The organism is Kineococcus endophyticus, assembly GCF_040796495.1.
Classification (GTDB): domain Bacteria; phylum Actinomycetota; class Actinomycetes; order Actinomycetales; family Kineococcaceae; genus Kineococcus; species Kineococcus endophyticus.
The window spans coordinates 354,529-368,834 of record NZ_JBFNQN010000002.1; the positions used below are offsets into that span (position 1 = coordinate 354,529).

At 71.1% G+C, this 14,306-nt stretch carries 13 protein-coding genes; 3 read left to right on the forward strand and 10 right to left on the reverse strand.

Translation table 11 applies throughout. From position 1 onward, the window contains the following. Positions 1-36: 36 nt before the first annotated feature. The 6 genes from AB1207_RS04005 to AB1207_RS04030 form a co-directional block, all read right to left on the reverse strand. Positions 37-1,143: an ABC transporter ATP-binding protein gene (locus tag AB1207_RS04005; protein WP_367636491.1), complete on the reverse strand. Its 1,107-nt coding sequence runs from the start codon at positions 1,141-1,143 to the stop codon at positions 37-39. Then, the gene (locus tag AB1207_RS04010) at positions 1,140-2,282 is read right to left on the reverse strand and encodes an ABC transporter ATP-binding protein (RefSeq protein ID WP_367636492.1); all 1,143 of its coding nucleotides are present in this window, start codon (positions 2,280-2,282) and stop codon (positions 1,140-1,142) included. Before AB1207_RS04010 ends, AB1207_RS04005 begins: the two co-directional genes overlap by 4 nt. Continuing rightward, a complete protein-coding gene (locus AB1207_RS04015; protein ID WP_366174698.1) occupies positions 2,282-3,166 on the reverse strand; it encodes a carbohydrate ABC transporter permease in 885 nt (294 codons plus the stop codon). Before AB1207_RS04015 ends, AB1207_RS04010 begins: the two co-directional genes overlap by 1 nt. A 1-nt stretch (position 3,167) precedes the next feature. Continuing rightward, entirely contained in the window at positions 3,168-4,055 is an 888-nt protein-coding gene (locus tag AB1207_RS04020; RefSeq protein WP_367636532.1) for a carbohydrate ABC transporter permease, read from the reverse strand. A gap of 91 nt (positions 4,056-4,146) precedes the next feature. After that, complete coding sequence (locus tag AB1207_RS04025; RefSeq protein WP_437178856.1) at positions 4,147-5,589, reverse strand: extracellular solute-binding protein; 1,443 nt, start codon at positions 5,587-5,589, stop codon at positions 4,147-4,149. Between the two features lie 79 nt (positions 5,590-5,668). After that, positions 5,669-6,742 carry a zinc-binding dehydrogenase gene (locus AB1207_RS04030; protein WP_367636493.1) on the reverse strand — a complete coding sequence of 358 codons (1,074 nt, stop codon included), beginning with the start codon at positions 6,740-6,742 and terminating at the stop codon, positions 5,669-5,671. Positions 6,743-6,995: 253 nt separating this feature from the next. On the opposite strand from AB1207_RS04030, the gene AB1207_RS04035 reads away from it, so the two are divergent. Beyond that, a complete protein-coding gene (locus AB1207_RS04035; RefSeq protein ID WP_367636494.1) occupies positions 6,996-7,952 on the forward strand; it encodes a sugar-binding transcriptional regulator in 957 nt (318 codons plus the stop codon). Then, positions 7,949-8,713 (forward strand): SDR family NAD(P)-dependent oxidoreductase, encoded by a 765-nt coding sequence (locus AB1207_RS04040; RefSeq protein WP_367636495.1) that lies wholly within the window; start codon positions 7,949-7,951, stop codon positions 8,711-8,713. Before AB1207_RS04035 ends, AB1207_RS04040 begins: the two co-directional genes overlap by 4 nt. 67 nt (positions 8,714-8,780) lie before the next feature. Here the strand turns inward: AB1207_RS04040 and AB1207_RS04045 are convergent, their stop codons facing one another. The 3 genes from AB1207_RS04045 to AB1207_RS04055 all read right to left on the reverse strand — a co-directional run bounded on the left by AB1207_RS04045 (position 8,781) and on the right by AB1207_RS04055 (position 11,687). Further along, positions 8,781-10,106, reverse strand: a complete 1,326-nt coding sequence (locus tag AB1207_RS04045) for an MFS transporter (protein ID WP_367636496.1) — start codon at positions 10,104-10,106, stop codon at positions 8,781-8,783. Continuing rightward, positions 10,103-11,188 carry an alcohol dehydrogenase catalytic domain-containing protein gene (locus AB1207_RS04050; protein WP_367636497.1) on the reverse strand — a complete coding sequence of 362 codons (1,086 nt, stop codon included), beginning with the start codon at positions 11,186-11,188 and terminating at the stop codon, positions 10,103-10,105. Before AB1207_RS04050 ends, AB1207_RS04045 begins: the two co-directional genes overlap by 4 nt. 97 nt (positions 11,189-11,285) lie before the next feature. After that, positions 11,286-11,687: a hypothetical protein gene (locus tag AB1207_RS04055; protein ID WP_367636498.1), complete on the reverse strand. Its 402-nt coding sequence runs from the start codon at positions 11,685-11,687 to the stop codon at positions 11,286-11,288. A gap of 74 nt (positions 11,688-11,761) precedes the next feature. Here AB1207_RS04055 and AB1207_RS04060 point away from each other — a divergent pair, with 74 nt between their 5' ends. Next, a complete protein-coding gene (locus AB1207_RS04060; RefSeq protein ID WP_367636499.1) occupies positions 11,762-12,700 on the forward strand; it encodes a sugar-binding transcriptional regulator in 939 nt (312 codons plus the stop codon). A 19-nt stretch (positions 12,701-12,719) separates the two neighbouring features. Here the strand turns inward: AB1207_RS04060 and AB1207_RS04065 are convergent, their stop codons facing one another. After that, positions 12,720-14,240 (reverse strand): FGGY-family carbohydrate kinase, encoded by a 1,521-nt coding sequence (locus AB1207_RS04065; RefSeq protein ID WP_367636500.1) that lies wholly within the window; start codon positions 14,238-14,240, stop codon positions 12,720-12,722. Positions 14,241-14,306: the final 66 nt, after the last annotated feature.

The following is a 14,306-nucleotide window of genomic DNA, read 5'->3' on the forward strand; positions in this document are numbered from 1 at the left end:
CCCACCCCGGTGGAGGCGGGACCCACGTGCCCCGGCTCACCGCACGCGCGCTCCCCCCTCCGGTTCGAAGAGGTAGACCCGCTCCGGCGGGGCGGTGAGGCGGATCGCCTCACCGCGGCGGTAGGTGACGTCCGCAGGGGTCTGCACGACGACCGAGGAGTCGAGCCCCTCGACCCGCACGGTGGCGAGGCCGAACTCCAGGACGTTCTCGTACACGAGCACCTCGCCCGGCACGGAGGCCTCCCCAGCGCCGGCGATCCGGGCGTCCTGGGGGCGGACGCCGACGGTGACGGCGGTTCCCGCGGCGGCGGCCGAACTCGTCGGCAGCACACCGTCGCGGCCCACGCGAACGGTGCCAGGGCGGTCCACGACACCCTCGACGAGGTTGATCTTGGGCTCCCCCACGAAGTCGGCCACGAACCGGTTCGCGGGGTCGTCGAAGATCTCGTCGGCGGTGCCGAACTGCTGGATGATCCCGCCGTCCATGACCGCGAGCCGGTCGGCGAGGCTGAGGGCCTCGAGCTGGTCGTGGGTGACGACGATCGTCGTGTACCCGAACTCGCGCTGCAGCACCTTGAGTTCGCGCCGAACCCGCTGGCGCTGGGCGGCGTCGAGGTGGGACAGGGGTTCGTCCAGCAGCAGCACGGGCGGGTTCCGGACGAGGGCGCGGGCGAGCGCGACGCGCTGCTTCTGCCCGCTGGACAGCCCGGCGGGCCGCAGCGGCAGCAGGTCGGTCATCTCCAGGCGTTCGGCGATGGCCCGCACCCGGGCGTCGGCGTCCTTCACCCCCCGCGCCTTCAGCCCGTACGAGAGGTTCCCCTCCACGTCCAGGGGCGGGTAGAGCGCGTAGCTCTCGAACCCCACGCCGACGTCGCGCTTGCCGGGCGGCAGGTGCGGGATGGAGCGGTCCCCGATCCGGATGTCCCCGGAGGTCACCGTCTCCAACCCGGCGATCATCCGCAGCGTCGTCGTCTTCCCGCACCCCGACGGGCCGAGGAGGGCGACGAGCTCACCGGGTTCGATGTGCAGGTCGATCCCCTTGACGGCGTGGAACGCCTCGCGGCCGCGGCTCTCGTACCGCTTGTGCAGGTTGTCCAGCACCAGCGCCTTGGCCGTCGGCTGGATCACGGTCGTGGCGCTCACCGGGACACCCTCTCCTGCGTGGCGGACCCCAGCCGGACGGAGTCCGCGGCGGACTCGGCGGGGGCGAACACGTGCACGTCCTCCAGGGACAGGTGCAGGTCGACGACGTCACCCTCGCGGGCACCGGCGTCGGAGTCCGCGACGACGATGACGTGCTCCGTGCGCCCCTGCGGCCCGACGTCGACGCTGAACTCCATGAGCCTGCCCAGTCGCTCGGCCAGCGACACCCGGCCGCGCAGCGACAACGCGCCCGGCCCGCCGGGCCCGAGCTGCAGGTCGCGGGGCCGGATCCCGATGCGGGCGCGGCCGCCGGGCAGGTCGAGGTGGCGGGGAAGGGGCACCGACAGGTCCCCACCGGCCCCGTGCAGGACCCCGTCCTCCGCGGTGACGTCGAACAGGTTGATCTCCGGCTGCCCCAGCGCCTTCGCGACGAACGTGTCGACGGGCCGGCGCCAGATCTCCTCGGGCGTCCCGACCTGCACGACACGTCCCGCGCGCAGCACCGCGATGCGGTTCCCCAGCGCCAGGGCCTCCTGGTAGTCGTGCGTGACGTAGAGGGACGTCGTGTTCGACATCTCGCCCAGCTGCTTCAGCTCGGCGCGCATCTGCGCCCGCAGCTTGGCGTCGAGGTGGGACAGGGGCTCGTCGAGGAGGTAGACGTCCGCGGGTCGCACGAGCACGCGGCCGAGGGCGACGCGCTGGCGCTGGCCGTTGGACAGCTCGCGGGGGAACCGCTTGAGCAGGTGGTTGATGCCCAGCGTCGTGGTGACGGCGTCGATGCGCTGGCGCTGCTGCTCGGCGGTGTACTTCCCCGTGCGTCCCGACCGCAGGGGCGAGGCGAGGTTGTCGAACACCGTCTTCTGCGGGTACAGCGCGTAGCTCTCGAACGCCATGGCGACGTTGCGGTGGTAGGGCTCCACGCCGTCCATCGACACACCGGCGATCTCGACGTCGCCCTGCTCGACCTCGACGAGGCCCGCGACGCTCTTGAGCATCGTCGTCTTGCCCGCACCGGACGGACCGAGGACGACGAAGAACTCCCCGTCGCCGATGGACAGGTCGACGTCGTGCAGCGCCTCGACGGCGGACTTGCCCGTGCCGTAGGTCTTCGACAGGTTCGCGATGCGCACCGTGGCCATCAGGCCTTCACCGCCCCGAACGACAGGCCCCGCACCAGGTACCGCTGGATGGTCAGCGCGAGGACGAGTGGCGGCAGCGCGCCGAGGATGGCCGCGGCTGCCGTGAGGTTGTAGTACGCCTGCCCGCCGCCACCGAGGTACTTCGTGACGGCGACCGTCACCGTCGTGGCCTGGGAGTCGGTGAGGATCAGGGGGAACAGGTAGTTGTTCCACGCGAAGATGAACGCCAGCAGGGCGGCGGCCGCGATGCCGGGCCGGACCAGCGGCAGCGCCACCGTGAGGAACGCGCGGGTCCGGGTGTACCCGTCGAGCAGGGCCGCCTGTTCCAGCTCCGGGGCCAGGTCGGTGAAGTAGGACCGCAGGATCCACACCACCAGCGGCATCGTCACCAGCTGCAGGACCCACACCATGCCCAGCTTGGTGTCGAAGATCCCCAGCGTGTTGTAGATGACGAACAGCGGGACGATGACCATGAGCTCGGGGGCGAACCGGAAGGACAGCATCTGGAACATGAGGTCCTCGGACCCCCGGAACTTCCACCGGCCGGCCGCGTACGCCGCCGGGATGCCGACGACGAGGGAGACGACGACGGCGCCCGCGCAGTTCAGGACGCTCGTCAGCATGGCGTGCCCGAAGTCCACGCTCGTGAGGTCCTCACCGCGCTGGGACAGGACCGTCCCGAAGTTGGCGAGGGTGGGTGAGAACTCGAAGTACGTCGACGTCTGCTGGGCGTCGTTCTTGAGCGCCAGCAGCACCATCCACACGAGGGGGAAGAGGGAGAACACGAACCAGGCGAGGATCGCGAGGTCCGCGACCACCGAGCCGGGCGTGACCCGCTTCTGTCCGGGGGTGAGCTCCCGGGCGAACCGCGACGTGATCGCCATGTCAGGCCCCCGCTCCCGCAGCACGACGCTGCGCCTTGCCGAGCACGCTCACGAGGTAGCGCGCGGTGATGAAGACGATGATCCACAGCAGGAACATGTACGTGCTGCCGCGGGAGTAGTTGAGGTTGGTGATCGAGTCCTCGAAGGCCCCGATCTGCAGGGTCGTCGTCGTGACGCCCGGCCCACCGGCGGTGAGGACGTAGACGGCGTCGAAGACCTTGAGGCAGTCCATGAAGCGGAAGATGACGGCCACGAGGATGTAGGGCCACATCATCGGCAGCATGAGCCGGCGGAACATGTAGAACCAGTTCGCCCCGTCCACGTCGGACGCCTCGAACGGCTCCTTGGGCAGGGACCGGATGCCGGCCAGGACGAGGATCGCCACGAACGGCGTGTAGATCCACACGTCGACGAGGATCGTCGAGGCCAGCGCCCGGTCCTTGCTCAGCCAGTCGAAGGTCGACCCCAGCCCGAGAACGTGGTTGAGGACGCCGAACTGGGGGTTGAACATGAGCTTCCAGATCACCCCGGCGATCACCGGGGCGATCATCAGCGGGAGGATGAGCAGCCGCTCGAAGGTCTTGCCGATGAGGGTCGACCGGTTCAGCAGCAGCGCGATGGCCACCCCGAGCACCGTCTCCAGGCCCGTCGCCGCGACGGCGTACAGCAGCGTCGTCCCGGCGCTGCGCCAGAACAGCGGGTCGCCGAGGACGCTGCGGTAGTTGTCGGCGCCGACGAAGGACGGTGTCGGGTTGGTCGCCGCGTAGTTGAGCACCGTGTAGTACACGCCGTAGAAGAACGCGTACAGGATGCCGATGATGAGCAGGACGGCGGGCACCGACAGCAGGTACGGACGCAGTCCGCGCCGCCAGGCGGGCACCCGGCGCACCGGCCCGCTCCCCCGCGAGGTCTCCTGCGAGGGTGTCCGGCCTCCGACGGTGGTCGCCACGACTCCTCCTCCCTTGCCCCGACCCGGTGGGTCAGGCGTTGATCTTGGACGTGTTGGCCTTGGCGAGCTCGTCGAGGCGGGACTTCGCGTCCGCACCGGAGTAGATGTCCTGCAGCGCCACGGCCCAGTCCTCGGTCGTCTCGAAGAACTTCGTCTGGGGCGTGAACTGGATCTTCGTGGAGTCGATGACCTTCTCGAACGTCTCCAGGTACCCGGGGAACTCGCCGAGCGTCTGCTTGAACGAGCCGTCGAACACCGAGGCGCGGACCGGGTCGGCGAAGGTGGAGGACGTGGCCTTGTTCATGGCCTCCTTGCCCGTCGCCCACTGGATGAAGAGCCACGCGGCCTGCTTCTTCTTCGACGCCGCGTTCATGGCCAGCGACCACGTCCACAGGTTGGTGGCGTAGCTGCCGTCGGGGCCGGCGGGGCCGGGGTACCAGGCGAGGTTGCCGGCCTGGGCGCTGGCCCCGGCCTTCTGCTTGGGGTACGTGGCGCTGTCCGCGTCGTAGACCATCATGGCGTTGCCGTTGCCGAGGTCCCCGGTGCACTGGGGGTAGTCGTACGTCGTCCAGGACGTCGGACCCGCGGACTTGGCGAGGTCGACCCACTTCTTGGTGAAGTCGACGGCCTTGTCGGAGTTCATGGCCGCGGTGTAGGTCGTCCCCTCCGCCGTGTAGTCCTTGGCGCCCTCGCGGGTGAACTGCGTCATGAAACCGGGGTGGATCGTGGCCCACGACTTGGAGCCGCGGAAGGCGACGCCGTAGCGGTTCTGCGAGCGGTCCGTGAGGTCGTTGGCCAGCTGGATGAAGTCGTCGAAGGTCTCCGGCAGCGCGATGCCGCGGGCGTCGAACTCCTTCTTGTTGTAGGCGACGACGTTGGTCTCGAAGCCCCACGGGATGGCCCACTGACCACCGGTCCCGAGCTCGGACCCCTTCTCGAAGTCCCACCGCGTGGACGTCCGCAGACCCTCGTAGATGTCCTCGAAGTCGTACTCGTCGCTCGTCGCGGCGGAGTTCTCGATCCAGGGCTTGAGGTCCTCCATCCAGCCGGGCGGACCGTACTGCCAGATGAAGTAGGCACCCGTCATGAAGACGTCGTGGGCACCGGTCTTGCCCGCGAGCTCGGTGTTGAGCTTGGTGAAGTAGTCCGCCTCGGCGACGAGGTCGGCCTGCACCTCGATGCCCGTGAGCTCGGTGAACTCCTTCAGCAGCGGCTGGAAGGCCTGCTGGTAGGGGTGCGGGGTCTGCAGGATCTTGATGCTCTCGCCCTTGAGGGCCTTCCAGTCGAAGGACCCGGTGACCTCGCCGGCGCCGTTGGCGCTGCCGGCGTCGTCGCCGCCACCACCGGTGCCGACCCCGCAGCCGTACAGCATGGGGACGGTGGCCGCGCCGCCCATGGCGGCGAGCATCGAGCGGCGGGTGACCTTCTTCTTCGGGACGTGCAGTCCGCTCTCGGACCGGGTGAACTCGTTCATGGCTGACGCTCCATCGCGTGGGGAGGGTAGGGGGTGCCGTCCCCACGACCGACGGTCGTGGGGTGCGGGGTTCGTTCGGTCAGGGGATGAGGGAGACCTTCACGGAGTTCGCCGAGTCCGCCACCAGGTCCAGACCCTTCTGGAACTCCGACAACGGCAACTGGTGCGAGCAGATCTCGTCCAACGGCAGACGACCGGACTCGATCAACCTCAACGCCGCCGGCCACGTGTCCTGCCCCAGGTGCGCACCCAGCACGTTCAACTCCTTGTCGTCGGAGATGATCGACCAGTCCACCGTCACCGGATCCTTGAACACCGAGTACTCCACGAACGTCCCCAGCTTCCGCAACAGGTTCAACCCCTGCGCCACCGCCGACGGATGCCCCGTCCCCTCGATGTACACGTCCGCGCCGTAACCACCCGTGAGCTTCTTGACCTCCTCCACCACGTCGACCTCGGTGATGTTCAACGTGACGTCAGCGCCGCACTTCCTGGCCAGCTCCAACTTCTGCGGCAACGCGTCCAACGCGATGATCCGCTGCGGGAACTTCGCCGCCGCCCCCGCGATCATCCCCAACCCGATCGGCCCGCACCCGGCGACCACCACCGTGTCGTCGAACCGGATGCCCGCCCGCTCCACCGCGTGCAACGCACACGACAACGGCTCGGCGTACGCCACCTGCCACGGCGGGATCGACTCCGGCGCCTTGTGGACCAACGCCTCCTTCGGCAGCACCAGGTACTCCGCCATCGCCCCCGGTGTCCGCCGCTTGAAACCGAACATGTCGTGCGGCTGGCACATGTGGTAGTCACCACGGTTGCAGTACCGGCACTCCCAGCACGGCACGATCTGCTCGGCCACGATGCGGTCACCGACCCGCACACCCCACCGCGCCGCCGCCTCGTCGTCGATCTCGGCGATGCGCCCGGTGAACTCGTGACCGGGAACGGTGTCCGTCTCAGCCCACGCCGGCCGGTTCTCGTCCCCCCAGAACTTCGCCGCCCCGTGGTAGCACTTCAGGTCGCTCGCGCAGATCCCCACCGCCTCGACCTTCAACAACGCCTCACCGGGACCGGCGACGGGGACGGGGACCTCTTCCAAGCGGTAGTCGTGCGGTCCGTGCACGACCACCGCCTTCATCGTCTCTGCCATCAACTGCTCCTTCGCAGCGCGCTCCGGGGACGGGCCGGGGAGCGGGGGGTGTGAGGTGGGCTGTGGGACAACTCGTCGGTGGGTCGTCGTGGTGCGAGCCCCGCGGGGACCGGGTGCGCCGGGTTCCTCCGTGGTCTTCCGAACGCTAGGACCTGTACGGCACACTTGTCCAGCACATGCGTGCAACGATCTGGTGACCGGTCCGGCGACGGAGCCGACCGGCCCGCGAGCGCACGGACGGGGAGGGGTGCCGGTGGTCCACACCGAACGGTTCCCGCTGGCACTGGCCCACACGGCGGCGACGCTCTACTACCTCCAGGACGCGACCCAGGCCGAGATCGCCCAGCGCATCGGGACGTCGCGGGCGACGGTCAGCCGGCTGCTGCGGGAGGCCCGCGACCGCGGGCTCGTGCGCATCGAGGTGGTGCCGCTGCCCGAGCAGGACCCCGGCGACCTGGCCGAGAAGGTCCGCACGGCCCTGGGCCTGCACCACGTCTCGCTGTGCCCACCCACTCCGGAGGCGCACGTCGCCGAGGCCGTCTCCCCCACCGTCGCCGCGGTGCTGGCCGGAGTGGGACTCTCGCCCGGGGACGTCCTCCTGGTCTCCTCGGGACGGACCCTGCACGAGATCGCCGAGCGGGAACTACCCGCGCTGCCCGGTGTCCTCGTCGTGCCGATGGTCGGCGGGCAGGACGAACCCGAACCCTGGTACCAGACCAACGAGATCACCCGCCGCGTCGCGGTGGCCGTGGGGGGCACTCCCCGGTTCCTGCACGCCCCCGCCTTCCCCGGACGCCGGTTGCGCCGCAGCCTGGTCGAGGACCCGGAGTTCCGGCGGTTCGCGCAGCTGTGGGCCGGTGCGCGCTGCGCCCTCATGGGCGTCGGCGCCCCGACGTTGCGCCGGGAGTCCCTGCCCGGCTTCGTGCCGACCGGCGAGGCCCCGCTCGCCGGCGCCGTCGGCGACGTGGCGTCCCGGTTCTACGACGCGTCGGGCGCCGAGATCACCTACGACGGAGCGGACCGGCTGATCGCGATCCCCCTCGACGTCCTCTCGGGCGTCCCCGTCCGCATCGCCGTCGCGTACGGCGCCCTCAAGGTGCCGAGCATCGTCGCCGGCGCGCGCGGCGGGCACTTCACCCACCTCGTCACCGACCCCGCCACGGCGTCGGCGCTCCTCACGTCCGCACCGCACCCCCAGGAGATCCCGTGACATCCCCCTTCGACCTCACCGGCCGCCGTGTCCTGGTCACCGGCGCCACGCAGGGCCTCGGCAGCGACGTGGCCCGCACGCTGGCCGCGGCCGGCTGCGACCTGGTCCTCAGCGCGCGGAGCCGCGATGCGCTCGAGACCCTCGCGCAGGCGCTGGTCACCGAGCACGGGACCCGCGTCGAGGTGGTCCCGGCGGACCTCGCGGACGCCGACGACACCGGGGCCCTCGCGGCCGCGGCCCTGGCGACGTTCGGTGGCCTCGACGTCCTCGTCAACAACGCGGGGATCTCGGTGCCCCAGCGCGTCGTCGACGTGGACGCGGCCACGTGGGACCGCGTCCTGGCCGTGAACCTGCGGGCACCGGCGCTGCTCGGTTCCCGGATCGGCCGGGCCATGGCGGAGACGGGACGCGGGAGCATCGTCAACGTCTCGTCGGTCGCGGGATCCCTGGCCCTGGCCGAGCACTTCTCCTACTCGGCGAGCAAGGCGGGGCTGCTCATGGCGACGAAGGTGCTGGCCCTCGAGCTCGGCCCCTCCGGCGTCCGCGCGAACTCCGTCAGCCCCACGGTCGTCATGACCGAGATGGGGCAGCGGGTGTGGGGCGAGGAGGCGAAGGCGGCACCGATGATCGCCCGGATCCCGCTGGGGCACTTCGCCCAGCCCTCCGACGTCAGCAACGCCGTCGTCTACCTGGCCTCCGACGCCTCGGCCATGGTCAACGGGGTGGACCTCACCGTCGACGGCGGGTTCTCGGCCGCCTGACCCACGCGGCGCCGAACGCACGAGGCCCCCGCGACCGGTGGTCGCGGGGGCCTCGTGCGGTGCCGCGTCAGGAGACGGTCTCGAGGCGGCCGTGCGCGCGGTGCTTCTGCGGGACGTGCAGGAACGAGACGAGGACGAAGGCCACGGCGTAGAGCGCGACGAAGGTCCACACAACGGCGACGTTGCTGCCCCCGACCCCCAGGACGATCGAGACGACGGCCGAGCCGAGGAACGTCGCCCCACCGGCCGCGGTCGTGTACATCGCCATCGCGGCGCCCTGGTGGTCCGGAGCCAGCGCGGGCATGATCGCGCCCATCGGGACGAAGCCGGCGAGCAGCATCCCGAAGAGGCAGCCGGCGAGCACGGACAGCACGTAGCCCCAGTCGCTGCCGGCGGGGACGAGCTGCGGGACGTACCACCACAGCAGCAGTCCGCAGGCCGACCCGACGATGCCGAACCACTTGACGGTCCGCTGCCAGCCGATCCGGTCACCGATCGCCCCGAACATCACGTTGACGAGGATGTTCGTCGCGTAGACGCAGACGGTCATGACGAGCCAGCGCGACTGGCCCCACCCGCGCTCGGTCGCGATGACGGCGGGCAGGACGATGAACATCCCGAACTCCGGAGCGGTGTTGATGAGGCGCACGAGGAACCCCGCCGCGATCTTCGGCCGCGTGAACGTGAGGCGCAGACCGGACGTCAGCACCTGCCCCGCGCTCTCGCCCGCCGGGGCGATGCGGCGCCGGCCCCGTTCGTCGCGGACGCCGAACCAGGCGATGAGGAACCCGACGACGACGAGCGCGATGGAGGCGACCATGGCGCCCGTCTCCCCCTGCGTCCCTCCGCCGAACACCGGGATGGCGCCGACGGCGAAGAGGGAGCCCAGGGTGGGCAGACCGCCGGTGAAGGCGACGTAGAACCAGCCGACCGCCGCCCCGTTGCGCTCGGGCGGGGTCGTGATGTTGACCCACACGAGGAACGCGAAGGCGAAGAGCGGGAAGCCGAAGCCGCGCAGTGCGTAGGCGGCCGCGGCGAGCGGGAAGCTGCCGGCCTGCAGCGCGAGGAGGAACAGCACCTCGAAGACGACCCAGACCCCGAACCCGACGGCCATGACGCGGCGCGGACCGAAGAGGTCCGAGAGGGCCCCGGACAGGTAGCTGCCGACGAGGACGCAGAGGCTGTAGTACGTGATGATGACCGCGACGGCCTTCTCGGGCCGCCCCAGGACCTCGACGAGGTGCGGGGTCAGGAAGTTCGACTCGACCCCGTTGCCCGTCATGAAGACGAGGACCCCGAGGAAACCCCAGCGCAGCACGGGCGGGATGCCCAGTCGCTGCAGCCGCGACTCCTCCAGACCGCCCGACGCCGTGGTGGCGGAGGTGCTGCTCACGCCGCCGTCCCGGGGATGAGGGAGACCTTCACGGAGTTCGCCGAGTCCGCCACCAGGTCCAGACCCTTCTGGAACTCCGACAACGGCAACTGGTGCGAGCAGATCTCGTCCAACGGCAGACGACCCGACTCGATCAACCTCAACGCCGCCGGCCACGTGTCCTGCCCCAGGTGCGCACCCAGCACGTTCAACTCCTTGTCGTCGGAGATGATCGACCAGTCCACCGTCACCGGATCCTTGAACACCGAGTACTCCACGAACGTCCCCAGCTTCCGCAACAGGTTCAACCCCTGCGCCACCGCCGACGGATGCCCCGTCCCCTCGATGTACACGTCCGCGCCGTAACCACCCGTGAGCTTCTTGACCTCCTCCACCACGTCGACCTCGGTGATGTTCAACGTGACGTCAGCGCCGCACTTCCTGGCCAGCTCCAACTTCTGCGGCAACGCGTCCAACGCGATGATCCGCTGCGGGAACTTCGCCGCCGCCCCCGCGATCATCCCCAACCCGATCGGCCCGCACCCGGCGACCACCACCGTGTCGTCGAACCGGATGCCCGCCCGCTCCACCGCGTGCAACGCACACGACAACGGCTCGGCGTACGCCACCTGCCACGGCGGAATCGACTCCGGCGCCTTGTGGACCAACGCCTCCTTCGGCAGCACCAGGTACTCCGCCATCGCCCCCGGCGTCCGCCGCTTGAAACCGAACATGTCGTGCGGCTGACACATGTGGTAATCACCACGGTTGCAGTACCGGCACTCCCAGCACGGCACGATCTGCTCCGCGACCACCCGGTCACCGACCTGCACACCCCAGCGCCGCGAGGCCTCCTCGTCGATCTCGACGATCCGCCCCGTGAACTCGTGGCCCGGGACCGTGTCCGTCTCCGCCCACGCCGGCCGGTTCTCGTCCCCCCAGAACTTCGCCGCCCCGTGGTAGCACTTCAGGTCGCTCGCGCAGATCCCCACCGCCTCGACCTTCAACAGCGCCTCACCGGGGCCGGCCTCCGGCACCGGGATCTGCTCGAGCCGGTAGTCCTCTGGGCCGTGCACCACGACCGCCTGCATCGTGCCCGTCATGTTCTGCTCCCTCGCAGGTCCGCCCGACGTCGTCGGGCACCATCCTCGGTCGGGCCCGACCGTACGGCGACTCTGCACAGATGTCCAGCACGTCTGTTCACAGGCGACGGGACAGCGCTGCCCACTCCCGCGGCCGCAGGTGCGAGGGGTTGCTGCCCGCGGGCATCCGCAGGACCTCGGCGGATCCGACAGCAGGGTCGAGGAGCAGCTCGGCGCGCGGGACGACGTCCGCGAGCGCCGTCAGCTCGACGTCGACGGCGGGTCCACCGCCCTCCTCCCGCACGTGCGAGGCGATGCGCCCGACGGCGGCCACCCCCGGGTCGACCCGGCCGCTGACCCACAGGACGCAGGGCTGTCCCACGCGCAGGAGCCCGAGCCGGTAGCTGCGTCGCAGGCACCGCGACAGCACGACGGCACCTGCGGCGGGTCCGTCCGGGAGCTCCGCCGGACGGCCGGAGGACTTGAGCAACCAGCACGCCACGTCCGCTTCCGTCAGCACGCCGGTCATCCTCACCCGAGCACCCCGCCGGGGCGCGGGGACGAAGTACGGTGATCCGAACCAGGAGGTGCCAGGTGGCCAAAGGAGACGGCCGGTTCCCGCTCGCCCTCGCCCACACGGCGGCGACGTTGTACTACCTGCAGGACGCGACCCAGGCCGAGATCGCGGAACGGCTCGGCACCTCCCGCGCCACGGTGAGCCGCCTGCTGCAGGAGGCCCGGGACCGCGGTCTCGTCCGCATCGAGGTGCTGCCCCTGCCCGAGGAGGATCCCGGCGACCTCGCGGAGCGCCTGCGCGACGCCCTCGGCCTGACGGCCGTCCACCTGACGGCACCCACGAGCAGCGCCCACCTGGCCGAGGCCGTCTCCCCCGTCCTGTCGCGCGTCCTGGCCGGTGTGGGACTGGCCGAGGGGGACGTCCTCCTGGTCTCCTCCGGGCGCACCGTGTACGACATCGCGCAGCGCGAACTGCCGACCTTGCCGCGCGTCGTCGTCGCTCCCATGGTGGGCGGGCAGGACGAACCCGAGCCCTGGTACCAGACGAACGAGATCGCCCGGCGCGTCGCCGTGGGCGTCGGCGGAACGCCCCGGTTCCTGTACGCCCCCGCGTTCCCGGGACGTGCCCTGCGGCGCAGCCTCGTCGCCGACGCGGAGTTCAAGCGGTTCGCGAACCTGTGGGAGACTGGGCGCTGCGCCGTCATGGGCGTCGGAGCGCCTCCGCTGCAACGGTCGTCGATCCCCGGGTTCGTCCCGACGGAACAGGCGCCCCTGCGGGACTCCGTGGGTGACGTCGCCTCGCGCTTCTACGACGCGGACGGCCGGGAGATCGACTACGACGGTTCCGACCGCCTCATCGCGATCCCCCTCGAGGTGCTGCGCCGGGTGCCGGACCGCATCGCCGTCGCCTACGGGACGCTGAAGGTGCCGAGCGTCCTGGCCGGGGCGAGGGGCGGGTTCTTCAACCACCTCGTCACCGACCCGGCGACGGCGACCGCTCTGCTCGCCGCCGCCTGACCCACCCCCCTCCGGGCCCTCAGGTGCGGGTACGGCGCTCCAGGGCGGACAGCTGGTGCTGCAGCTGGGCCGTCGCCTCGTGCAGGGCACGGTAGGCCGGGTAGAGCCCGGCGTAGACCTCGGCCGCGGCGGGATCGGGTTCCGTGGTCGACTCGACGCTGTTCCAGGTGGCGTCGACGTCGACGGCCCCCAGGGCCACCGCGGCGAACTTGGCGTCGCCGAGGGAGGCGCCGATGCGCTCGGCGGGCAGTTCCTGCTGCAGACCCGTGACGTCGGTGACGATCTGCGGCCACAGCGCCGAGCCCGTCCCGCCCCCGACGGCGACCACGCGGCGGATGTCGACACCGGCGGCGCGCATCTCGTCCAGGTTGTGGCGCACGCCGTAGGCCGTCGCCTCCAGCAGGGCGCGGTCGACCTCGCCGCGCGTCGTCCGCAGCGTCAGCCCCAGGAGCGCCCCGCGGGCGTCGGCGTCGGCGAAGGGGGTGCGCTCGCCCGCGAAGTACGGCAGGGCCAGCACCCCGTTGGACCCCGGCGGGGCCGCCGCGGCCTCGGCGACGAGCTCGGCGACCTCGGGCGAGCCGATCGTCTCGCGCCACCACTCGACGGCGCTGCCGGAGCTGGCCATGCCCGCCGCGAGGTTGCTCTGCCCCGGCCGCGCACCGGTGGTCCCCCACAGCGACGGGTGGACGCGGGGGCCGTCGGTCACGGCGATGAAGAACGTCGTGGAGCCGTACATGACCATGAGGTCGCCGGGTCGACCGACGTCGACGCTCTCGGCCTCGGCCCACGCGTCGCACGTGCCGGCGGCGACGGGCGTCCCCGCGGGGATGCCCGTCTCGGCCGCGGCCTCCGCGGTGACGGTCCCCACCCGTTCCGACGGCCACACCAACCGCGGCATCGGCACACCGGGCGCGACCTCGGCGCACCGGTCCTCGATCCAGGCCGCCGCGTGCCGGTCGTAGAGGGGGGTCGTCTGGCTCGCCGAGTGCTGGTCCAGCACGTACTCCCCCGTCAGCCGGAAGGCGAGGTAGGAGTTCGACATGAAGAAGTGCCGGGCGCGGGAGAACACCTCGGGCTCGTGACGACGCAGCCACTCCAGCTTGCCGCCCGCGGCCTGCGTCGACATGCGGGAACCGCAGCGCTGCAACAGGTCTTCGACGCCGTACCGCTCCTCGAGCGCCACGGCCTCGGCGAGGGAACGGGTGTCGACGCCGTACAGCACCGCCGGGCGCAGCGGTCTCCCGTGCTCGTCCGCCAGCAGGACCGTGGGCCCGATCCCGCTGGTCCCGACGGCCACGACACGACCGTGCGCGACGTCGGAGGGGTCGTCCGCGCGGCCGGTCAGCTCGCGCGCGATCGCGCAGAAGTCGCCCCACCAGACAGCGTCGGCGTCGTGCTCGACGTAGCCCGGGCGCGGGTGGTCGGTGCGGTGCCGCCGGGACGAGCGCGCCAGCACCCGGCCGTCGAGCGTCGTCAGGACGCCCTTGCTGCTGCCGGTGCCGATGTCGACGCCGAGCAGCAGCTCCTGAACACCACCCACGTCCGCCTCCTCGCGCGCGCCTCCGGGGCGCATCCTGTCACCCCGGAGCGGCGGCGCGGTCGGGGC